General features: G+C 37.3%; 24 protein-coding genes and 2 other annotated features. All 24 genes read right to left on the reverse strand.

The genetic code is table 11. From position 1 onward, the window contains the following. Nucleotides 1-260: 260 nt before the first annotated feature. Nucleotides 261-860 (reverse strand): class I SAM-dependent methyltransferase, encoded by a 600-nt coding sequence (locus BAU28_RS04795; protein WP_025149629.1) that lies wholly within the window; start codon nt 858-860, stop codon nt 261-263. Nucleotides 861-935: 75 nt separating this feature from the next. Further along, nucleotides 936-1,295, reverse strand: a complete 360-nt coding sequence (gene rplL / locus BAU28_RS04800) for a 50S ribosomal protein L7/L12 (RefSeq protein WP_000159737.1) — start codon at nt 1,293-1,295, stop codon at nt 936-938. A 67-nt stretch (nt 1,296-1,362) separates the two neighbouring features. Beyond that, nucleotides 1,363-1,863 carry a 50S ribosomal protein L10 gene (gene rplJ / locus BAU28_RS04805; RefSeq protein ID WP_048374302.1) on the reverse strand — a complete coding sequence of 167 codons (501 nt, stop codon included), beginning with the start codon at nt 1,861-1,863 and terminating at the stop codon, nt 1,363-1,365. 39 nt (nt 1,864-1,902) lie between these two features. Further along, nucleotides 1,903-2,048, reverse strand: a sequence feature (ribosomal protein L10 leader region). 49 nt (nt 2,049-2,097) lie between these two features. Then, nucleotides 2,098-2,790 carry a 50S ribosomal protein L1 gene (rplA, locus tag BAU28_RS04810; RefSeq protein ID WP_002175435.1) on the reverse strand — a complete coding sequence of 231 codons (693 nt, stop codon included), beginning with the start codon at nt 2,788-2,790 and terminating at the stop codon, nt 2,098-2,100. Between the two features lie 179 nt (nt 2,791-2,969). Beyond that, nucleotides 2,970-3,395 (reverse strand): 50S ribosomal protein L11, encoded by a 426-nt coding sequence (gene rplK / locus BAU28_RS04815; RefSeq protein ID WP_001085872.1) that lies wholly within the window; start codon nt 3,393-3,395, stop codon nt 2,970-2,972. Nucleotides 3,396-3,562: 167 nt separating this feature from the next. Further along, nucleotides 3,563-4,096, reverse strand: coding sequence for a transcription termination/antitermination protein NusG (gene nusG, locus BAU28_RS04820; RefSeq protein ID WP_000415794.1), 534 nt, complete (start codon nt 4,094-4,096; stop codon nt 3,563-3,565). 131 nt (nt 4,097-4,227) lie between these two features. Next, entirely contained in the window at nt 4,228-4,407 is a 180-nt protein-coding gene (gene secE, locus BAU28_RS04825; protein ID WP_001241321.1) for a preprotein translocase subunit SecE, read from the reverse strand. Nucleotides 4,408-4,439: 32 nt separating this feature from the next. Next, the gene (rpmG, locus tag BAU28_RS04830; RefSeq protein ID WP_012260172.1) at nt 4,440-4,586 is read right to left on the reverse strand and encodes a 50S ribosomal protein L33; all 147 of its coding nucleotides are present in this window, start codon (nt 4,584-4,586) and stop codon (nt 4,440-4,442) included. Nucleotides 4,587-4,716: 130 nt separating this feature from the next. Next, nucleotides 4,717-5,376 (reverse strand): RNA polymerase factor sigma-70, encoded by a 660-nt coding sequence (locus BAU28_RS04835; RefSeq protein ID WP_000387198.1) that lies wholly within the window; start codon nt 5,374-5,376, stop codon nt 4,717-4,719. Between the two features lie 67 nt (nt 5,377-5,443). Then, nucleotides 5,444-5,956, reverse strand: a complete 513-nt coding sequence (locus tag BAU28_RS04840) for an NYN domain-containing protein (protein ID WP_071717886.1) — start codon at nt 5,954-5,956, stop codon at nt 5,444-5,446. 3 nt (nt 5,957-5,959) lie between these two features. Continuing rightward, the gene (gene rlmB / locus BAU28_RS04845) at nt 5,960-6,703 is read right to left on the reverse strand and encodes a 23S rRNA (guanosine(2251)-2'-O)-methyltransferase RlmB (protein WP_071717887.1); all 744 of its coding nucleotides are present in this window, start codon (nt 6,701-6,703) and stop codon (nt 5,960-5,962) included. Beyond that, nucleotides 6,700-7,107 (reverse strand): Mini-ribonuclease 3, encoded by a 408-nt coding sequence (locus BAU28_RS04850; RefSeq protein WP_000564261.1) that lies wholly within the window; start codon nt 7,105-7,107, stop codon nt 6,700-6,702. The genes rlmB and BAU28_RS04850 overlap by 4 nt, the downstream gene beginning before the upstream one ends. A 2-nt stretch (nt 7,108-7,109) precedes the next feature. Continuing rightward, the gene (gene cysS, locus BAU28_RS04855; RefSeq protein ID WP_002175439.1) at nt 7,110-8,507 is read right to left on the reverse strand and encodes a cysteine--tRNA ligase; all 1,398 of its coding nucleotides are present in this window, start codon (nt 8,505-8,507) and stop codon (nt 7,110-7,112) included. Further along, nucleotides 8,488-9,153 (reverse strand): serine O-acetyltransferase, encoded by a 666-nt coding sequence (gene cysE, locus BAU28_RS04860; protein WP_071717888.1) that lies wholly within the window; start codon nt 9,151-9,153, stop codon nt 8,488-8,490. Before cysE ends, cysS begins: the two co-directional genes overlap by 20 nt. A gap of 149 nt (nt 9,154-9,302) precedes the next feature. Continuing rightward, nucleotides 9,303-9,549 (reverse strand) — a binding site (T-box leader). Between the two features lie 47 nt (nt 9,550-9,596). After that, a complete protein-coding gene (gltX, locus tag BAU28_RS04865; protein WP_071717889.1) occupies nt 9,597-11,054 on the reverse strand; it encodes a glutamate--tRNA ligase in 1,458 nt (485 codons plus the stop codon). Between the two features lie 89 nt (nt 11,055-11,143). After that, nucleotides 11,144-11,620, reverse strand: coding sequence for a 2-C-methyl-D-erythritol 2,4-cyclodiphosphate synthase (ispF, locus tag BAU28_RS04870; protein ID WP_000488386.1), 477 nt, complete (start codon nt 11,618-11,620; stop codon nt 11,144-11,146). A gap of 117 nt (nt 11,621-11,737) precedes the next feature. After that, nucleotides 11,738-12,418 (reverse strand): 2-C-methyl-D-erythritol 4-phosphate cytidylyltransferase, encoded by a 681-nt coding sequence (gene ispD / locus BAU28_RS04875; protein WP_071717890.1) that lies wholly within the window; start codon nt 12,416-12,418, stop codon nt 11,738-11,740. Nucleotides 12,419-12,434: 16 nt separating this feature from the next. Next, nucleotides 12,435-13,538 (reverse strand): PIN/TRAM domain-containing protein, encoded by a 1,104-nt coding sequence (locus tag BAU28_RS04880; RefSeq protein ID WP_071717891.1) that lies wholly within the window; start codon nt 13,536-13,538, stop codon nt 12,435-12,437. 160 nt (nt 13,539-13,698) lie between these two features. After that, a complete protein-coding gene (gene disA / locus BAU28_RS04885) occupies nt 13,699-14,772 on the reverse strand; it encodes a DNA integrity scanning diadenylate cyclase DisA (protein WP_025149635.1) in 1,074 nt (357 codons plus the stop codon). 3 nt (nt 14,773-14,775) lie between these two features. Continuing rightward, nucleotides 14,776-16,152 (reverse strand): DNA repair protein RadA, encoded by a 1,377-nt coding sequence (radA, locus tag BAU28_RS04890; protein WP_071717892.1) that lies wholly within the window; start codon nt 16,150-16,152, stop codon nt 14,776-14,778. A gap of 95 nt (nt 16,153-16,247) precedes the next feature. Further along, complete coding sequence (gene clpC, locus BAU28_RS04895) at nt 16,248-18,683, reverse strand: ATP-dependent protease ATP-binding subunit ClpC (RefSeq protein WP_025149637.1); 2,436 nt, start codon at nt 18,681-18,683, stop codon at nt 16,248-16,250. 22 nt (nt 18,684-18,705) lie between these two features. Further along, nucleotides 18,706-19,770 carry a protein-arginine kinase McsB gene (locus tag BAU28_RS04900; protein ID WP_048374310.1) on the reverse strand — a complete coding sequence of 355 codons (1,065 nt, stop codon included), beginning with the start codon at nt 19,768-19,770 and terminating at the stop codon, nt 18,706-18,708. Nucleotides 19,771-19,774: 4 nt separating this feature from the next. Next, entirely contained in the window at nt 19,775-20,323 is a 549-nt protein-coding gene (locus BAU28_RS04905) for a protein-arginine kinase activator protein McsA (RefSeq protein ID WP_071717893.1), read from the reverse strand. A gap of 168 nt (nt 20,324-20,491) precedes the next feature. Beyond that, complete coding sequence (gene ctsR, locus BAU28_RS04910; RefSeq protein ID WP_002115277.1) at nt 20,492-20,953, reverse strand: transcriptional regulator CtsR; 462 nt, start codon at nt 20,951-20,953, stop codon at nt 20,492-20,494. Nucleotides 20,954-21,206 lie beyond the last annotated feature (253 nt).

The raw sequence follows: 21,206 nt of genomic DNA on the forward strand, positions 1-21,206 counted from the left end.
TAAATGCACAAAAAATTTGTGCAAAATCACAAATAAATACAACTACTGCTAATAGCGTAGTCTTTTTCTCTTAAAGATAGATACGTTGAGTCTTTCTACCTGCTCAAAAAGAAAAATGGCTTCTATAAGAAAACCATCATTCTGTTTCATAATCTGCTGATTTTACTATCTTTTCCAAGAGAAACAAAAATATACATCTTTCTCAACGCAGAAAATCATATATTGGCATTGTATAATGTTAACATAGCCAAAAATAACCGTCAACGTTTTTTTGATTTTATGATATAATATCCTTTTTTCTTTTCTACAACTTCAACTTCAGAAAATACTTCCTCTAGTTTTTTCAGTGCAGATGGTGCACCTTGCTTCTTTTGAATAACAATCCACAGCTCTCCACCTGGAACTAAATACTCCACAGCCTTTTCTAAAATCTCATGCACGGTATCTTTACCCGCACGAATTGGAGGATTAGATAGAATAGCAGCATACTTGCCATCTACATTTTCATAGACGCTACTTTGAAAAATACGTACATTCTCGATTCTGTTATTAGCGGCATTTTCTTTTGCAAGCCCAAGTGCTCTTTCGTTTACATCCACCATGTGAACGTCACAACCTTGAAACTCTTTCGCTAACGACAAACCAATCGGACCGTATCCACAACCTACATCTAATATATCACCTTTAATATCTGGCATTTGAAACGCTTCAATTAAAAGACGGGAACCAAAGTCCACCTCGTTTTTCGAGAACACCCCATGGTCAGATACAAAAGTGAATTGAGATCCACGAAGTGTAAATTCCCATCGTTTACGATCACTTTTACTCGTAGGGTCGTTAGAAAAATAATGGTCTGCCATATGGCCACCTCTTTTCTTTACAGTTAAAAAAAAAGCTCGCATGAGAGCGAGCTTTTTTAGAGCATCAAAAGTTAATTACTTAACTTCTACAGCAGCGCCAACTTCTTCAAGTTTAGCTTTCATTTCTTCAGCTTCCTCTTTAGAAACGCCTTCTTTGATTGCTTTTGGAGTGTTGTCAACTAATTCTTTAGCTTCTTTTAAGCCAAGACCAGTGATTTCACGTACAGCTTTGATAACTTTGATTTTTTGAGCGCCAGCACTTGCAAGTACTACGTCAAACTCAGTTTTCTCAGCAGCAGCTTCACCAGCGCCACCAGCTACAGCTACAGGAGCAGCAGCAGTTACGCCGAATTCTTCCTCGATAGCTTTTACTAAGTCGTTAAGTTCTAATACAGTCATAGATTTAACTGCTTCAATGATTTGTTCTTTAGTCATTGTAAATATCCTCCCTTAAATAGGTTTGTATTGTTTTATAGATAACAAGTAATTATCTTTTAAAAAATTAAGCGCCTTGCTCTTCCTTTTGATCTGCAACTGCTTTAGTAGCAAGTGCAAGGTTACGGATTGGAGCTTGAAGAACGCTAAGAAGCATAGAAAGTAAGCCTTCACGTGATGGAAGAGTAGCAATAGCTTTAACCTCATCAAGTGTTACAAGTTTACCTTCGATTACACCAGCTTTAATTTCTAAAGCTTCATGTTTTGTAGCGAAGTCGTTTAATACTTTCGCAGGAGCAACTACATCCTCGTTACTGAACGCGATTGCGTTTGGTCCTGTTAAGAATTCGTTTAACTCAGCCATTTCAGCAGACTCTGCAGCACGACGAGTTAAAGAGTTTTTGTAAACTTTGAACTCAACGCCAGCTTCACGTAAGTTTTTACGTAATTCTGTTGCTTCAGAAACTGTTAAACCACGGTAGTCAACAACGATTGTAGATTTACTCGCGCGAAGTTTTTCAGCGATTTCAGTTACAACTTGTTGTTTAGTTTCGATTACTTTGCTCATGTTATTACACCTCCTGTAGATTATATAGAAGATGTACCGAAAGTGCACTAAAAACCTCCATGCCCAACTTGTAGACATGGAGGCATATAGTCACAGAAAAAAGATTCCGCTTCGTATATTAACACCTAGGTAGGAAATTAAGTCGAATCGACACCTACTGTCTACGGTACACTATTTAAATTCACAACATAAATGATTATATTAAAACTTCTTTATGAAGTCAACTTCCAATTTTTACGCAAGTGTAGAAACATCTACGCGTACGCCAGGTCCCATTGTAGAAGCAACAGTTGCGTTCTTCATGTAAGTACCTTTTGCAGCAGCTGGCTTAGCTTTTTGTAGCGTGTCAGCAATTGTTTTGAAGTTTTCTACTAGTTTAGCATCTTCGAAAGATACTTTACCGATTGGAACGTGGATGTTACCAGCTTTATCAACGCGGTATTCAACTTTACCAGCTTTGATTTCGTTAACAGCCTTAGTTACATCGAAAGTAACCGTTCCAGTTTTAGGGTTTGGCATTAAACCTTTAGGTCCTAATACGCGACCAAGTTTACCAACTTCACCCATCATGTCAGGAGTTGCTACTACTACATCGAAATCGAACCAACCTTGTTGGATTTTACCGATGTAATCAGTATCGCCTACGAATTCAGCGCCAGCAGCTTCAGCTTCTTTTGCTTTTTCGCCTTTAGCGAATACTAATACACGTTGCACTTTACCAGTACCGTGCGGAAGAACAACTGCACCACGAATTTGTTGGTCAGCTTTCTTAGGGTCAACACCTAAACGGAATGCAGCTTCTACAGTTGCATCAAATTTAGCTGTGTTTGTTTTCTTTACTAATTCTACTGCTTCTGTTGCAGAGTAAGCAGCTGCACGATCAACAAGCTTCGCAGCTTCTACGTACTTTTTACCTCTTTTAGCCATTTTTATTTCCTCCTCGAATGTGGTTTTAGCGGAATAACCTCCCACGTTTACGCCTTTTTTCCAGGGATAACCTGAGGATGCGCGCCATCCTTTTATTTAAAAAACGATAATCATTTACGATAATAAAGGTTGCGAATTGGAATTCCAGACCCGCAACCTTTTTTTAAAAACAAATCGAATTAGTCTTCGATAACGATGCCCATACTGCGTGCAGTACCTTCAACCATACGCATTGCAGCTTCTACGCTAGCAGCGTTTAGGTCAGGCATTTTAGTTTCAGCGATTTCGCGTACTTTATCACGCTTAACAGTTGCCACTTTATTACGGTTTGGTTCACCAGAACCAGACTCGATACCAGCTACTTTCTTAAGAAGAACAGCAGCAGGAGGAGTTTTAGTAATGAAAGTGAATGAACGGTCCTCAAATACCGTAATTTCAACAGGGATGATAAGACCAGCTTGATCAGCTGTACGAGCGTTGAACTCTTTACAGAAGCCCATGATGTTAACACCTGCTTGTCCTAATGCTGGACCAACTGGTGGAGCTGGGTTAGCTTTACCTGCAGGAATTTGAAGTTTTACCATTTTAATTACCTTTTTAGCCACGAGACACACCTCCTTAAGTCCGTGATGTGGTCAATTGGACAGTGATTTGCCCTCCCACGTCATATTTTATCTGTAACGATAAAATCTTTCAAAAAACGTCTCCGATAACGAAGACGTACTGACTTAAAAGATATTATCACTTTTTACAATTCATTTCAAGTTTCATTTTATAATTTTTCAATTTGATGGAAGTCAAGTTCAACTGGAGTCTCGCGACCAAACATGTCTACAAGCACACTAACTTTCTTCTTCTCCACATCAATTTCTTCAATAGCACCTGTATAATCTGCGAATGGTCCTTCATTTACACGTACTGTCTCATGAAGTTCAAAGTCGAAATCAACCACTTCGTTGTCCATTCCCATATGCTTCATGATGGTAACAACTTCCTCTTCTAATAGAGGAGATGGTTTAGATCCAGAACCCGAAGAACCGACAAAACCTGTTACACCCGGTGTATTACGAACAACATACCAAGAGTCATCAGTCATGATTAGTTCTACTAATACGTAACCTGGGAACACTTTTCTTTTCATTAATTTTTCTTTACCGTTTTTCATTTCTACTTCTACTTCTTCCGGGACAACAACACGGAAAATTTTATCTTGCATACCCATTGATTCTACACGTTTCTCTAGGTTTGCTTTTACTTTATTTTCATATCCAGAATAAGTATGGACAACATACCAACTTTTTTCCATTCATTTAGGACGAGCGTCCTTCCCTCCCTGACGTACATTTTTTTGCGCAAATGAAAAAACCCGTTCACCGGGCTTTTACACAGTTCTTATAAATAACATTATATCATGGATAAGTGCTTCTTATTCAAGAATTAACCAAGAATTAACCGAATTAAAGAAGAAATGCCCATATCAACTACTGCGAAGAAAATCGCAAAGAAGACAACTGTAGCGATAACAGTCGCTGTTGAGCGGAGTAATTCATCTTTTTTAGGCCAACTTACTTTTTTCATTTCGCGACCTACATCGCCGAAAAAGTTCGTTAAACGCATCTGCGGGACCTCCAGTGTATTATTTCAATTATTTATTTTGTTTCCTTGTGAACTGTATGCTTATTGCATGTTTTACAAAACTTCTTTATCTCAAGTCGCTCTACTGAGCTCGTATCTTTCATCGTAGAGTAGTTTCGATTTTTACACTCTTCACATGAGAGTACAACTTTTTTCCTCATTAGTTACACCAACCTTGTAACATTATGTCCCTAAAAATGTATCATACAACAAAAGATAATGTCAATGTCATGACTTCCACTCTCTCTACAAAAAGAAAACAGGTGAATTATTTTACACCTGCGGTATTTACTACGAATTTAAAGTTGTACTCTCTCTCATCTCCATATATCTTTCCAATTTCCTTTTCACACGCTGTAATGCGTTATCAATAGATTTCACATGTCTGTTTAACTGTTCTGAAATCTCTTGATAGGAACGGCCATCTAAGTATAAAGAAAGTACTTTCCTTTCTAAATCGCTTAATAATTCAGATATTTTAGATTCTATGTCTGTATATTCTTCCTGACTAATAATCATTTCTTCAGGATCAGTCACCTTTGCTTCCGAAATAACATCTAATAGCGTTCGATCAGATTCCTCATCGTAAATCGGTTTATCTAATGACACATACGAATTTAATGGAATATGTTTTTGCCTTGTTGCTGTTTTAATAGCGGTAATAATTTGTCGAGTGATACACAGTTCAGCAAATGCTTTGAACGAAGACAGCTTGTCCTCTTTATAATCACGAATCGCCTTAAACAATCCAATCATACCTTCTTGAACAATATCTTCTCGATCGGCACCCACTAAGAAATAAGATCTTGATTTCGCACGAACAAAGTTCTTATATTTGTGAATTAAATATTCTAGAGCGTCAGTATTACCCTTTCGAACTAACTCAACGATTGCCTCATCCTCTAAATCACGAAATGTAACGTCGCCTACACTTACGAAGCCTGCTTCCACCTTGATCCCTCCGACCGCTATATATTTAGCAATATTATACAGTAAAAAGATAAAGAGCGTCAATGCTTCAACGCTCTCCTCTTCTTAATTTTTCTAATTTTTCTGTAATATCTTTACTAAATATCTTTCTCATGGCGGGTTGCTTGTCTTTCGTGTCTTTTGTACGCCTTCTTACTTGCTGCTCCATCGCTTGCACTTCTAACTCTAATTCACGCGCAGATTTCCGAAGTGCACCTTGCGCAAATACAACCCATTGCTCCGTATAATCTGAAGTTGCAACGTATATTTGTGTATTTATACTTCTAAGTTCAATCGTAAGTTGTTCTATCTTTTCATCTGCAGTTTGATTTTTTCTCGTGAATATTACTTCCACCCGCGATTGTTTCATCTTCTTTTCAATACCATGGACTGTATAGGCATCAAAGACAATCATTACTTTTGTGCCTGTATAACCTTGATAATCCGCCATCTTATCAATAAGCGCGTCTCTTGATGATTGTAAATCTACATCCCGCAGTTTTTTCAAGTCTCCCCAAGCTCCGATAATGTTGTAACCGTCAACGATTAAAATATCGTTCATTTTTTATTTACCAATTTCGTGACGTTTACGATATACCTCATACATTAACAAACTTGCGGCTACTGAAGCATTTAAGGATGTAACTTTACCAACCATCGGTAAAGTAATTAAGAAATCACACTTTTCACCAATAATACGACTCATACCTTTTCCTTCACTACCGATTACTAATCCGATTGGCATTTTACCATCTAAATGACGGTAATCCGTTTTCCCTTTAGCATCTGTACCAGCAATCCAAAGTCCACGCTCTTTTAACTCATCAATTGTACGAGATAAATTTGTTACGCGCGCAACAGGAATATATTCAATTGCTCCAGTCGATGCTTTCGCAACTGATGCTGTAAGTCCCACCGCTCTTCTTTTCGGAATAATAATTCCATGAGCTCCTGTTGCATCAGCGGTACGCATAATAGAACCTAGGTTATGTGGATCTTCAATTTCATCTAAAATTAAGAAGAACGGATCTTCATTACGCTTTTCTGCTACTTTGAATAAATCTTCTAACTCAGCATATTGATATGCAGCCACTTGAGCAATTACGCCTTGATGATTACCCTCAACTAATTGATCTAACTTCTTCTTCGGTGCATGTTGTAAAATAATTTTATTTTCTTTCGCTAATGCTAGTACAATCTGTATTTGCCCTTTGGCAGCACCTTCTGCGATCCAAATTTTATTAATATCTCTCCCTGATCGTAACGCTTCAATTACAGGGTTACGTCCGATAATATATTCACTACTCATGATGATGTGCCCCCTTCCTTTTCTTCTAAAACAGCAATTGCCTTATATACAATTTCGTCTAATCTTTCACGATTATTTAATAAGTGATGATAACCGATTAGTGCTTCAAAGGCTGTACTATGTCGATATGTTTGTACATCCGTATTTTTTGGAACGGTACCTGAATTTGCATTACGCCCTCTTCTTAATACCGCCTCTTCTTCCTCTGTCAAAAATGCCGTCTCTAATAAATGATAAACAACTTTTGCCTGTGCTTTTGCCGAAACAAAGCTCGTCCCTAAGCGATGTAATTGATTAGGGCGAACTTTTCCCTTTTGAAGGAGGTGATAGCGGATATATTGTTCATATACCGCATCACCCATATATGCTAACGCTAAGCTGTTTAATTGCTTTGCATCAATCATTTTTATCCTCTTTTCCATCTTGTACCTTGAGCGGTATCTTCTAAAATAATATTACGTTCTTTTAAATCATCGCGAATTTGATCGGATAATGCGAAATCGCGATTTTTACGAGCTTCAATACGCTTTTGGATAAGTGCTTCAATTTCTTCATCAAGCAACTCTTCTTGCGCTAATTCTAATCCTAAAATATCAAATAATATTTCAAGTTGTTTTACGTATGCTTCAATTACAACTTTAGAAGTATGTTCTTCTAACAAATATTGATTTGCATGATTTGCTACATTATATAATTCAGTAATCGCATTAGCTGTATTGAAATCATCGTCCATTGCTTCTTCAAATGCAACCTGGAATTTTTCCATTTCAGCTAACCATTTCTCATTATGATCTGTTAAATCTGTACTACTTTCCATACGATGCTTTAAATTACCGTAAGCTGTTTTAATTCTTTCTAGCCCATTATTCGTACTTTGTAATAACTCTTCACTAAAGTTAATTGGGTGACGGTAATGTACCGATAACATAAAGAATCTAATTAACTGTGGATCATATTGCTTAATGATGTCGTGCACTAAAATGAAGTTTCCAAGTGACTTAGACATCTTCTCGTTATTAATATTAATATATCCATTATGCATCCAATATCGTGCAAATGTTTTTCCAGTCAACGCCTCGGACTGCGCAATTTCATTTTCATGATGAGGAAACGCTAAATCTTGACCACCAGCATGAATGTCAATTGTATCCCCTAAATATTTACGCGCCATTGCTGAGCATTCAATATGCCATCCTGGGCGTCCTTTCCCCCAAGGGCTTTCCCAGAAGATTTCCCCTTCTTTCGCAGCTTTCCATAAAGCAAAGTCAAGAATGTCTTGTTTCTTTTCTCCTACTTCAATACGTGCACCGTGACGTAAATCTGCGATTGGTTGATGCGATAGTTTACCGTAACCTTCGAACTCTTTCGTTCTAAAGTACACATCACCTTCTGATTCATATGCGTATCCCTTATTCACAAGTTCTTGAATAAATTCAATAATAATATCCATATTTTCCGTTACACGCGGATGAACCGTTGCATGTTTGCAACCTAGCGCCGTTACATCTTCAAAGTACGCTTCAACGAAACGGTCTGCAATCGTCGGTACATCTTCACCCAATTCATTTGCCGCCTTAATTAACTTATCATCCACATCAGTAAAGTTAGATACATACTGCACGTCATATCCCTTATATTCTAAGTAACGGCGTACTGTATCAAATACCATAGGTGGTCTTGCATTCCCAATATGAATATAGTTATAAACTGTAGGTCCGCACACATACATCTTTACCTTATTTTCTTCTAATGGAATAAACTCTTCTTTTTGACGTGTTAACGTATTATAAATGTGAATAGTCATTTTTATCCTTCCTTTCTACCTTTACTTCCAGTTGTTTCTTTAATTTATCAAGCTCCACTTCCATAGCCTTTAATTTATCAAAAATTGGATCCGGAAGATCGGAATGATTTAACTCTTGACCAATCTTTACTCCATTTTGAATTACGACTCGGCCTGGTATACCTACAACTGTAGAATGTGCAGGAACTTCTTTTAATACGACCGATCCTGCTCCGATTTTAGAATTCTCTCCCACAGTAATAGAACCAAGGACTTTAGCACCCGTTGCAATTAATACATTATCCTGAATTGTAGGGTGCCTCTTTCCTTTTTCTTTTCCTGTACCACCTAATGTAACTCCTTGATAAATCGTTACATTATCACCAATTTCACACGTTTCTCCAATTACAACTCCCATTCCATGATCGATGAAAAAGTGCCGACCAATAGTTGCTCCTGGATGAATCTCAATGCCCGTAAAAAAGCGACTCACTTGTGAAACAAAGCGTGCAAGAAAGAAAAAATTCCTTTTGTAAAAAGCATGTGCAATTCGATGGGCCCAAACTGCATGTAATCCAGAGTAAGTTAAAATGACTTCGAAATAACTTCGTGCCGCTGGATCCTGTTCAAAAACGACTTCAATATCTTCCCGAAGCCTCTTAAACATCGATGTTCCCTCCCCTTTATGGGCTGCTTTTTTCGAGTAAACTAACTTCCCTTAACTCCCCACTTATCCCCCTAAATCTTTATACAAGAAGATAAAACTTATACTCCTACCCATTTACATGGTATAAAAAAAGACGCCTCTGTCATATTGACAGAGACGCCTTATAAGCGCGGTTCCACTCTGTTTAGGCTAAAGAAAGCCTCAAACTCATCCATGATAACGGTTTACACCGCTTCTGTTTACTTTGCGCCCTAAGACGTTCCACGAAATACTTCGCCGTTCAACAGAAGACTCGAAGGGGCATTTCAAAAATCCGCTTATAAACCACTTCCAGCCTAAAGGTGGTTCTCTCTGTAAAAAGCCTGATTTTCTACTTCTCCTTCTCGTCGCTTTTCCTTATTAGGTTTTAGGTATACTTATTATATTTCTAAACCTAGAAAATGTTAACCAATTACTTTTTGAATACGATTTAAAACTTTTTCTTTTCCAAGAAGAGCAATAGCGTTAGGAAGCTCTGGACCATGTGTTTGTCCAGTAGTAGCAACACGGATTGGCATAAATAGATTTTTACCTTTATGTCCTGTTTCCTTTTGAACTGCTTTAATAGCCGCCTTAACTGCTGCTGGCTCCATTGCTTCTAGAGCTTCTAATTGATCGGCAAATGTACGAAGTACTTCAGGTACTTGTTCACCTTTCAATACTTCTTGTCCCTCTTCTTCATGATCAACATGATCTTTAAAGAACATTTCAGAAAGCTCTACAATTTCAGCTCCAAAGCTCATTTGGTCATGATATAAAGCAATTACATCACGAACCCAAGCTTGTTCTTGCTCACTTAAGTTTTCACCTACGCGACCCGCTTTCACTAAATGCGGTAAGCTTAGTTCAACAACCGTATCTAAATCTTGTTTTTTCATATATTGGTTGTTCATCCATTTTAGTTTTTGAGAATCAAATAATGCAGGTGATTTTGATAAACGAGCTGCATCAAACATTTTGATAAACTCATCTTGAGAGAAGATTTCTTCTTCACCTACTGGTGACCAACCTAGTAATGCAATAAAGTTAAAGATTGCTTCTGGAAGATATCCAAGCTCTTTATATTGCTCAATAAATTGAATAATAGATTCGTCACGCTTACTTAGCTTTTTACGACTTTCGTTTACAATTAAAGTCATATGACCGAATTGCGGGATATCCCAACCGAAAGCTTCATAAATCATCATTTGTTTTGGCGTATTTGAAATATGATCATCACCACGAAGTACGTGTGTAATTTCCATCAAGTGATCATCTACTGCTACCGCAAAGTTATAAGTTGGAATTCCATCTTTTTTCACGATAACGAAATCGCCAAAATCATTTGAATGGAATGCAACTTCGTCTTTTACGATATCTTTAAACGTGTAGTCGCGATCAGCCGGTACACGGAAGCGAATACTTGGAATGCGGCCTTCAGCCTCAAAACCTTTCATTTTCTCCTCAGTTAAATCACGGTGATTTCCTGCATAACGCGGTGTTTCACCACGAGCGATTTGACCTTCACGCTCTGCTTCTAGCTCTTCTTCTGTCATATAACATTTGTAAGCTAAACCACGCTCTAATAAATCTTCATATAGTTTTTTATAAATATCTAAACGCTCTGTTTGACGATATGGTCCAAATTCACCACCAACATCAACACCTTCATCCCAGTCCATACCGAGCCATTTCAAGTATTTTAATTGGCTTTCTTCTCCACCAGCAACATTACGTTTTACATCAGTATCTTCAATACGAATAATAAACTTACCATCTTGATGACGAGCAAATAAATAATTAAATAATGCCGTACGCGCATTTCCGATATGTAAGTGTCCTGTTGGACTTGGCGCATAGCGCACTCTCACTTGCTTTTCCATAATTGGTACACCTTCCAATCTTAATGTCAACACATTCTATAATTGTACACCAAAAAAACGTGATTATCCATCTTACGAATTAAAAACCATTATTTTTTCTGTAATAAAACAACCGCTTGAGAAGCAATTCCTTCTTCTCTACCTGTAAATCCTAATTTTTCTGTTGTTGTTGCCTTTACATTAATATTATCAATAGACGTTTCTAATAGTTCACTAATACGTTTACGCATGCTTTCAATATGCGGTGCCATTTTTGGTTTTTGTGCAATAATTGTACAATCAAGGTTCCCTAGCTCGTAACCTTGTTCACGCACAAATTCCCAAACTTTTTGTAACAATACAGCTGAATCTGCATCTTTAAAGGCAGGATCGGTATCAGGAAAATGCTTGCCAATATCCCCTGCTGCAATTGCTCCTAAACATGCGTCAGCAATCGTATGTAACAATACGTCAGCATCCGAGTGACCAATTAATCCTTTCTCATGAGGAATTGTAATTCCACCGATAATTAACGGTCTACCTTCCGCAAATTCATGTACATCAAAACCTTGTCCAATTCGAAACATTCTTTACATCCTCCTCAAGCTAAACTACTGAGCTTTATGCCTCTATATTATATCGCTATCCCTATAAAGAAAAGCCCGGCCGTTGCCGAGCTTTTCTTTACTATGATACCATCACTTCTATTTCTTCTGAACATGAAGGAAACTTTCAGCAATTAATAAATCCTCTGGGGTTGTCACTTTAATATTATAGTAACTCCCATCTACTACACCTACTTGCTTTCCGATACGTTCTACGAGACTTGCATCATCTGTACCAAGGAAACAACTCTGTTTTGCACTTCTATGAGCTTCTAATAAAAGAGGAACAGAGAATCCTTGCGGTGTTTGAACAGCTTTAAGCAGAGAACGTTCTATCGTTTCAACAACAACATTCTGTTCTACTTTCTTAACTGTATCCTTCACTGGTACCGCACAAATGGAAGCACCATGTTTTTCTGCCGAAGTTAATACATCTTGAACCATTTTATTCGTTACGAACGGGCGCGCACCATCGTGTACAAGAACATATCCAACTCCGCTCACATGATGAAGCGCATTATATACGCTATCTTGTCTTTCAGCTCCGCCCTGAATAAATTGCACCTGTTTTTCAACCGGGTACTTCTGCATTAACTCCTCAAAATATGGACGTTCCTCTTCGTTAATTGCCATAATAATACTTTTACACGCTTTATCTTTTTCAAAAGCACGTAATGTATGTACAATGATCGGTACTTCATTTATAAGTAAGAACAACTTATTTTTGCCAGCACCCATTCGTTTTCCTTGACCCGCTGCTGGAATAATTAATGTATACATATTAATAATCCTCTACTTATAATGCTTTTTCTAATAATTTACGTTTTGCGAAAATCATACGACCAGCTGATGTTTGCAACACACTCGTAACAAGTACATTGAGTTGCGAACCAACATATTCTCTACCATCTTCTACTACAATCATCGTGCCATCATCTAAGTATGCAACACCTTGATTTTGCTCTTTACCATCTTTCACAACATAAACACTTAGTTCTTCGCCAGGGAGTACAACTGGTTTAATTGCATTTGCTAAATCGTTAATGTTTAACACTGTTACTCCTTGTAATTCAGAAACTTTGTTTAAGTTGAAATCATTTGTTACAACAGTTCCACCAGTGACTTTCGCTAACTTTACAAGCTTGCTATCCACTTCTTGGATATCCTCAAAATCGCCTTCATAAATCTCTACCGGAATTGGCATCTCTTTTTGAATACGATTTAAAATGTCTAATCCTCTTCGGCCACGATTACGCTTTAACGCATCAGAAGAATCGGCAATATGCTGTAGCTCTTCTAATACGAATTGTGGAATCACAATTGTTCCTTCTAAAAACTTCGTTTGGCAAATATCAGCAATACGTCCATCAATAATTACACTCGTATCGAGAATTTTCCAATGAACTGTAGATTTTTCTACCTCTGCCTCTTCGTTCTCACTATTGTTTTTCTTCTTACCTCCGCGTTGGGGTAATGTAAATAATCCTAACAATTCATTTCTCTTTTTAAACCCTACTTGGAATCCTAAATAACCAAGTAAAAGGGTAAAGAACACTTGTAATACTGTACTAATGACTGGAATCGTGAATTCACGAATTGGTATTAAAATTAAATATGCAACAATAAGACCAGAGATCAATCCTAATGTACCAAATAAAACATCTGCTACAGGTGCCTTTACAAGGGCTTCTTCGATATGCTTAATAAGTTGGACAATATAATCTACAAGCCAAAATGTTGTTAAAAATAAAATAATTGCACCAATAATCGCACGAACATACGATCCCTCGAGCCATGGAACAGCACCGATGTCCAATACATTAATAACTTTTGGGATAAAGAAAATCCCTAATGCTCCCCCGATTACTAAAAAGAAGAGCTGTACGATCCGTTTTAACATCCAACCACCTCCTACTCATTATTAACCATTGTTTCGCTAATCAAAACGCCGAATGCAAAAGCGGATGTGTTTTTTTGTAAATAGTTTTATTTACCAATATACCATATCATATACCAAAAGTGTTCTAGTGTCGTTATATTATGGAATCAATGTAATATTCTTAATTGTGTCTACTCATGTAGAGATGCTCTTGAATTCTTTTTAAACCTTCTCGTATTTTCTTCGCCCTGACTTCTCCAATTCCTTCCACATCGTCCAATTCATTAATAGTTGCACGACAGACACCTTGTAACGTTTTAAATCGATTAATTAAATTTTCAATGATAAGTGGCGGAACACGAGAAATTTTACTTGTGATTCGGTATCCTCTTGGTGTCACGCTTGCTTCTAAGCTTGTTTGTCCTGGATAGCCAAGCAATTTAACTAAATCGCTATCCTCTAGAAGTTGTGTATTTGCAAGATCTTGTAACTTTTTCAAAATTTGATGGTGATCTTGCGTTTTTTCTTGATAATAGTCTTTAATTAATAACGCTGCCTCTGCTTCTAAGTCGGCTAGTAATTCTGTAAGCTGTAAACGAATTAACCTTCCTTCTGTTCCTAACTCATGAATATAGCTCAATATTTCATTTTTAATACGCAGTACCATTTCAACACTATGTAAAACATGAACGACCTCGGACATTGTAACGACCTCTTCAAATTCTAGAATGCCCAAATTCGTAATACCATCATTCCATACAGCTTTATATTTTTCTAACGTTTGAATAGCTTGATTTGCCTTCGTTAAAATAACACCTATATCCTTTAGTGTATAACGTAAGCTCCCTTGATATAGTGTAATTACGTTACGTCTTTGTGAAATAGCCACAACAAGGCTGCCCGTCTGCTTGGCTACACGCTCTGCCGTTCGGTGGCGCATACCCGTTTCAATAGAATCAATGGCTGACTCTGGAACTAATTGTGCATTTGCAATTAAAATTTTACTCCCAGTTTCATTTAAAATAAGTGCCCCATCCATTTTTGCTAATTCATATAAACTAGCAGGTGAGAATGCACAATTAATGTGAAACCCTCCATCAACAATACTTTTAATCTGCTCATTATACCCAAGAACAATTAGTCCCCCTGTTTGCGCACGAAGTACGTTATCTATCCCTTCGCGCAGTGGTGTTCCTGGGGCAACGAGCTGTAGAATGTTAATCATACTTTTGACACGTTGCTTGTTTTCCTCCATAGCCTAGCCTCCTAATGTCAAACGAAGCGCTTCTCCTAAATTAGAAACACCCACTACCTCAATCCCATCCGGAATTGTCCATCCCCCTAAATTTTTTCTAGGAATAATAGCACGTTGAAATCCTAATTTCGCTGCTTCTTGTACACGTTGTTCAATTCTTGATACTCTTCTTATTTCTCCAGTTAGTCCTACTTCTCCTATTACCGCATCAGTTGGTGCAGTAGATTTATCCTTGAAACTTGAAGCGATACTTAATGCGACAGCTAAATCAATTGCTGGTTCATCTAATTTCAAACCACCTGCGACTTTTAAATACGCATCTTGATTTTGCAACAATAAACCTGTTCTTTTTTCTAGTACTGCCATAATAAGTGAAACGCGGTTATGATCAATTCCCGTCGCCATTCTTCGAGGATTTCCAAAACTAGTAGGGGAGATTAATGCTTGTATTTCTACTAAAACCGGTCTTGTTCCTTCCATTGAAGCAACCACTGTGGATCCTGCGACTCCAACCGGCCTTTCCTCAAGGAAAATTTCAGAAGGGTTTAAGACTTCCGCAAGACCAAGTTCCTTCATTTCAAAGATACCCATTTCATTCGTGGAACCAAAACGGTTCTTAACAGCCCGCAAAATACGATATGTATGGTGGCGATCTCCTTCAAAGTAAAGAACTGCATCAACCATATGTTCTAACATACGCGGCCCTGCAATTGCACCCTCTTTTGTCACATGCCCGACGATAAAAATAGGGATCCCCTTTGTCTTTGCAAGTTTCATTAGTTCTGCTGTACATTCACGTACTTGTGCCACACTTCCAGGAGCTGACGTCACTTCGGGTAAATGTATCGTTTGAATAGAGTCAATAACAACAAAGGCTGGATTCATCTCTTCAATATGTGCTGCAATTCGTTGTAAGTCAGTCTCTGATACAACGAATAAATTACTACCCTTTACATGCAAACGATCTGCACGAAGTTTTATCTGCTTTGCCGACTCCTCACCCGATATATATAATACATCATATGAAGAATCTGCTAATTGCGATGAAATCTGTAATAGCAATGTCGATTTCCCAATCCCAGGGTCTCCACCAATGAGTACTAAAGATCCATCTACAATGCCTCCACCAAGTACACGGTTAAACTCCTGAAATTTCGTTTCAATACGCGCCTCAGACTTTGTTTCTACTTCTGTTAGGCGTCTTGGTTTTGTTACTTCTGATTGAATTGCATTTGCATAATTAAGGCGCCTTGATGATACAACTGGTTCCATCTCTTCAACAAGCGTATTCCATTGACCACATCCAGGACATTTTCCCATATATTTTGGTGACTGATAACCACATTCTTGACATGTAAATTTTGTTTTCTTTTTAGCCATATCTTTTTATAGTTCACTTCACTTTCATCTATAAACGTTTATCCTTCTCGTACAAGAAAGAGGGCTATCACGTAGCCCTCTTTGTTTGTCTATACTTATTTTACCTTTTCCGCACTATGAATGACAAATGATTCTCCTTCTACATCAAAGATAACTTTTTGTCCTTTCTCAATAGCACCTTTTAAAAGCTCTTCTGATAGTCTATCTTCTACATGTTTCTGAATTGCTCTACGAAGCGGACGAGCACCGTACTCACGATCAAATCCTTTATCAGCAATTGCTGAAATTGCTCCTTCTGTTAAGTGCAATTCAATTTCTTGTTCTTTTAAGCGATTCACTAACTGATTTACCATAAGTGTTACAATTTCTTGAATATGTTTTTTCTCAAGCATATGGAACACGATAATTTCATCGATACGGTTTAAGAATTCTGGACGAAATGCTTTTTTCAATTCATCCATTACTTTACCTTTCATATCCGAATAATCACGGCTCTCATCTTGTACGTTAAATCCAAGATGTTTATTACGTTTTAATGCCTCTGCACCAACATTAGACGTCATAATAACAATTGTATTACGGAAATCAACTGTACGCCCTTTAGAATCTGTTAAACGGCCGTCTTCTAATACTTGTAATAAAATATTAAACACATCAGGATGAGCTTTCTCTACTTCATCTAATAAGACAACTGAATATGGCTTACGACGAACTTTCTCTGTTAATTGTCCACCTTCTTCATATCCAACATATCCTGGAGGAGATCCAACTAAACGAGAAGTAGAATGCTTTTCCATGTACTCAGACATATCGATGCGGATCATTGCATCCTCATCACCGAACATAGATTCCGCTAATGCCCTTGCTAGTTCCGTTTTACCTACACCAGTCGGCCCTAAGAAAATAAATGAGCCAATCGGGCGTTTCGGATCTTTTAATCCCGCTCTCGCACGACGAACAGCTTTTGCTACAGCTACGACTGCTTCTTCCTGCCCAATTAAACGATCGTGTAAAATTGATTCTAAGTTTAATAATTTATCCGTCTCTGTTTGTGCAAGTTTAGAAACCGGAATACGTGTCCATGTGGAAACGACATTTGCAATATCTTCTACTGTTACTTCTGAATTTTCTTTTCCTTGTTGCTCTTTCCACTGACGCTTTGTATCTTCTAACTTTTCACGTAAACGTTGTTCCATATCACGTAAGGAAGCAGCTTTTTCAAATTCTTGGCTTTGTACAGCTGCATCTTTTTCTTTTCGAATTTCCTCAAGCTTCACTTCAAGCTCTTTTAAGTTTGGCGGTGTTGTATAAGAACGTAAGCGCACTTTTGATGCAGCCTCATCAATTAAATCGATTGCTTTATCAGGTAAGAAACGATCTGTAATGTAACGATCTGAAAGTTTTACAGCCGCATCGATTGCATCGTCTGTAATAGATACGCGGTGATGCGCCTCATAACGGTCACGCAAACCTTTTAAAATTTGAATTGATTCTTCTAAGTTTGGTTCATCAACATGAATTGGTTGGAAACGTCTTTCTAATGCCGCATCTTTTTCAATATATTTGCGATACTCATCTAAAGTTGTTGCACCAATACATTGTAATTCACCACGTGCTAAAGATGGTTTTAAAATATTCGATGCATCAATTGCACCTTCCGCCCCTCCTGCACCAATTAACGTATGAAGCTCATCAATAAATAGAATAATATTACCAGCTTGGCGAATCTCATCCATCACTTTCTTTAAACGATCCTCAAATTCACCACGATATTTTGTACCAGCAACAACTGTACCCATATCTAATGTCATAACACGCTTATCTCTTAACGTTTCAGGAACTTCATTATTTACAATTTGTTGCGCTAACCCTTCTGCAATTGCCGTTTTACCTACACCAGGCTCTCCAATTAATACTGGATTGTTTTTTGTTCTACGACTTAACACTTCAATTACGCGTTGAATTTCTTTACTACGTCCAATAACAGGATCTAGTCTGCTTTCACGTGCAACAACTGTTAAATCACGTGCTAAACTGTCAAGTGTAGGTGTATTCGCATTTGTTGATGAACCACCTTGATGACCTGAACTAGCTTCATTACTTCCAAGGAGTTGTAACACTTGTTGTCTTGCTTTATTTAGGCTTACACCTAAATTATTTAAAACACGTGCTGCTACACCTTCACCTTCACGGATTAAACCAAGTAAAATATGTTCTGTTCCAACGTAGGAATGGCCCAATTTACGAGCTTCGTCCATAGACAACTCAATAACTTTTTTAGCACGAGGTGTGTAATGCACTGTTTGAGAAGCTTCCGTTCCACGTCCAATTAATGCTTCTACCTCTTTTTGAACTTTCTCTGGACTTAATCCAAGAGCAATTAACGCTTTTGCTGCAATTCCTTCACCTTCGCGTACAAGCCCAAGTAAAATATGTTCTGTTCCAATATTATTATGCCCAATGCGAATTGCTTCCTCTTGAGATAAAGCTAATACTTTCTGTGCTCGTTCTGTAAATCTTCCAAACATCATAGAAATCGCCTCCTACTTGCGCTTAATTTTGTTCAATTCGTAATCGCTCACGGATTAAGGTTGCTCTTCGATAATCTCTTTCTTCTGGTCCTAAAGGTCCTCCTGCATATTGTTGCAAAATGCCTGGCTGAGTAAGAACCATTAATTCAGTCAAAATATTTCTCGATATACCTTGTATATATCCTAGGTCAATACCAAGTCGTACATCTGATAAGCAAGTGGCTGCTTCCGCAGATTGAATTAAACGACTGTTAGCTAGTATGCCGTAAGAACGATATACTTTATCTTCAAGCTCAATACTTGAATTTTGTACAATTAATTCTCTAGCCATTTTTTCTTGTTGTATGATTTGTTGGATGACACTCTTTAAATCTGCAATAATATCTTCTTCTGATTTTCCTAGTGTCATTTGATTTGACACTTGAAATATATTACCTAACGCTTCGCTACCTTCACCGTATATTCCTCTTACTACTAGCCCTAATTTTTGAATTACTTGTATAATACGGTTAATTCTTTTCGTTAAAACCAGTCCCGGTAAATGAATCATTACCGAAGCCCTTAATCCTGTACCGACGTTAGTCGGACAACTCGTAATATATCCAAGCGATTCATCAAAAGCATATTCAACCTCTTCCTCGATCCAATTATCTATTTGATTGGCACTTTGAAGCGCCTCTGATAACTGCAGACCTGAAAATAGGCACTGAATCCTAACATGATCTTCTTCATTAAGCATGATACTTATATGTTCACTTTCTGATAGTAGGCATGCTCCGTATTCTGTTCCTGCAAGATTTGGACTAATTAAATGCTTCTCAACTAAAACTCTCCTTTGAAGAGGATTTAATTCATTCATTTTTAATAGTTCAAACTCTCCAAAAGGTTCTACCGGTTTATTTATAAACTTCTTCTTAAATAATTCATGAATCTGTTTAGCTTCTTCCTCGTTTTGCATAGTAGAGAATTGATATTTTTTTAAATTACGAGCCAAACGAATTCGACTACTTAAAACAATATCAGAATCAGGGCCATCCCCCTTCATCCATGGACTAATCGCTTCATTCATAATTCTGTCCAGTGACATAGAACTATTCCCCCTCTCTATGCTCACTAAGCTGATTTTCAAGAGCTCGAATTTTATCTCGTATTTCAGCTGCTTTCTCAAATTCCTCTTTCTGTACATATTGTTTCAGATTGAGTTTTAGTTCATCTAATTCTTTCTTTAAGTAGATATTTCCTTCTATACGTTCTGGAATTTTTCCACAATGATCTGTATGCCCACCATGAAGACGTTTTAATAGTGGCTTTAAATGTTCCTTAAAGGTGTCATAACAAGATGCACACCCAAAGCGTCCCACTTTTGTAAACTGTTCATATGTCATCTTACAATTTGGGCATCTTAATATACTTGCATTTGAAAATGTATTCTGTCCTTCTTCAAACGTTGCTGATTCACCATGTAATAATCCAGCTAATAAATCGTGAAACGAAAAATTAGACTGCGGTGATTGAAAGAAAGACGTATAGCCACTTTGTTCTGCACACTGCTCACAAAGATGAACTTCCGCCTTTTTCTCGTTGATTACTTTTGTATAATGTAAAGTTGCTGGTCTTATATTACAGTTTTGACAAGTCATCGCTATCCCCACCTTTACAACAGGAACGATCTATCTCATGATACTTTTCATACATTACTAGATTGTTCTCTTTCCTTAATCCATTTAATAAAAGTACATGTTATCTTTCAAAATCTCTACAATATTAAACTGCACTATCTTAGTTATCATTCGTAACAAAAGTTATATTTATTTATATTTCAGTGTTCTTAACATTGCGCATAATATTCGAGCCCTAAGTTCATCTCGAGAAGGAACATCCATTAATAATACAGAACGATCTAGTACGCTTAACATAAGTTTAGCTTCACGATTTGTTATAATACCCTCTTCTATTAAACGTATAATCATGCTTTCTGCATTTCCTTGTGCAACGCTATGATCAATCATATGAAGCATTTGATCAATAATGTCTATATCGTCATGCAGTTTGACTTTTATAATGCGAATGTAACCTCCTCCACCTCGTTTACTTTCTACTACGAATCCTCTTTCTAACGTAAAACGGGTATTGATTACATAGTTGATTTGAGATGGCACACAATCGAATCGATCTGCGATCTCATTCCTCTTGATTTCAATCACATTATTATTGCTTAAGTCAATAACTTGCTTTAGATATTTCTCAATGATATCAGATATATTTCTCATTTATCCGCCACCTTTATTGACTTTGACTATCTTTGACTTTAATTATATACGTATTAAAAAAATTTGCAACTCTTTTGCTTATTCACTATCCTAGCCACATTTCTCAATCTTTAATCAAAAGAGTGATTCTTTAAGTAAAGATTTTTTAAATTACTATGAATTATAAAAGAAAACACAAAAAAACACGAGTCAAAAGACTCGTGCTTTAGTTGCTTGGCGACGTCCTACTCTCACAGGGACAAGGTCCCAACTA

The sequence above is a fragment of the Bacillus paramycoides genome (assembly GCF_001884235.1).
Lineage (GTDB): Bacteria > Bacillota > Bacilli > Bacillales > Bacillaceae_G > Bacillus_A > Bacillus_A paramycoides.

Bases quoted from the DNA above. Each gene is read 5' to 3' on its own strand.
- nusG (WP_000415794.1), bottom strand. From the start codon at position 4,096: ATGGAAAAAAGTTGGTATGTTGTCCATACTTATTCTGGATATGAAAAT.
- rplA (WP_002175435.1), bottom strand. From the start codon at position 2,790: ATGGCTAAAAGAGGTAAAAAGTACGTAGAAGCTGCGAAGCTTGTTGAT.
- rplL (WP_000159737.1), bottom strand. From the start codon at position 1,295: ATGACTAAAGAACAAATCATTGAAGCAGTTAAATCTATGACTGTATTA.
- secE (WP_001241321.1), bottom strand. From the start codon at position 4,407: ATGCGTTTAACGAACTTTTTCGGCGATGTAGGTCGCGAAATGAAAAAA.
- BAU28_RS04850 (WP_000564261.1), bottom strand. From the start codon at position 7,107: ATGATTGATGCAAAGCAATTAAACAGCTTAGCGTTAGCATATATGGGT.
- rplJ (WP_048374302.1), bottom strand. From the start codon at position 1,863: ATGAGCAAAGTAATCGAAACTAAACAACAAGTTGTAACTGAAATCGCT.
- BAU28_RS04795 (WP_025149629.1), bottom strand. From the start codon at position 860: ATGGCAGACCATTATTTTTCTAACGACCCTACGAGTAAAAGTGATCGT.
- cysS (WP_002175439.1), bottom strand. From the start codon at position 8,507: ATGACTATTCACATTTATAATACGTTAACACGTCAAAAAGAAGAGTTT.
- ispD (WP_071717890.1), bottom strand. From the start codon at position 12,418: ATGTATACATTAATTATTCCAGCAGCGGGTCAAGGAAAACGAATGGGT.
- BAU28_RS04900 (WP_048374310.1), bottom strand. From the start codon at position 19,770: ATGTCACTGGACAGAATTATGAATGAAGCGATTAGTCCATGGATGAAG.
- rpmG (WP_012260172.1), bottom strand. From the start codon at position 4,586: ATGAGGAAAAAAGTTGTACTCTCATGTGAAGAGTGTAAAAATCGAAAC.
- BAU28_RS04880 (WP_071717891.1), bottom strand. From the start codon at position 13,538: ATGTTAAAACGGATCGTACAGCTCTTCTTTTTAGTAATCGGGGGAGCA.
- rlmB (WP_071717887.1), bottom strand. From the start codon at position 6,703: ATGAGTAGTGAATATATTATCGGACGTAACCCTGTAATTGAAGCGTTA.
- cysE (WP_071717888.1), bottom strand. From the start codon at position 9,153: ATGTTTAAGAGGCTTCGGGAAGATATTGAAGTCGTTTTTGAACAGGAT.
- BAU28_RS04840 (WP_071717886.1), bottom strand. From the start codon at position 5,956: ATGAACGATATTTTAATCGTTGACGGTTACAACATTATCGGAGCTTGG.
- radA (WP_071717892.1), bottom strand. From the start codon at position 16,152: ATGGCTAAAAAGAAAACAAAATTTACATGTCAAGAATGTGGTTATCAG.
- ispF (WP_000488386.1), bottom strand. From the start codon at position 11,620: ATGTTTCGAATTGGACAAGGTTTTGATGTACATGAATTTGCGGAAGGT.
- clpC (WP_025149637.1), bottom strand. From the start codon at position 18,683: ATGATGTTTGGAAGATTTACAGAACGAGCACAGAAAGTATTAGCTTTA.
- gltX (WP_071717889.1), bottom strand. From the start codon at position 11,054: ATGGAAAAGCAAGTGAGAGTGCGCTATGCGCCAAGTCCAACAGGACAC.
- disA (WP_025149635.1), bottom strand. From the start codon at position 14,772: ATGGAGGAAAACAAGCAACGTGTCAAAAGTATGATTAACATTCTACAG.
- BAU28_RS04905 (WP_071717893.1), bottom strand. From the start codon at position 20,323: ATGACTTGTCAAAACTGTAATATAAGACCAGCAACTTTACATTATACA.
- ctsR (WP_002115277.1), bottom strand. From the start codon at position 20,953: ATGAGAAATATATCTGATATCATTGAGAAATATCTAAAGCAAGTTATT.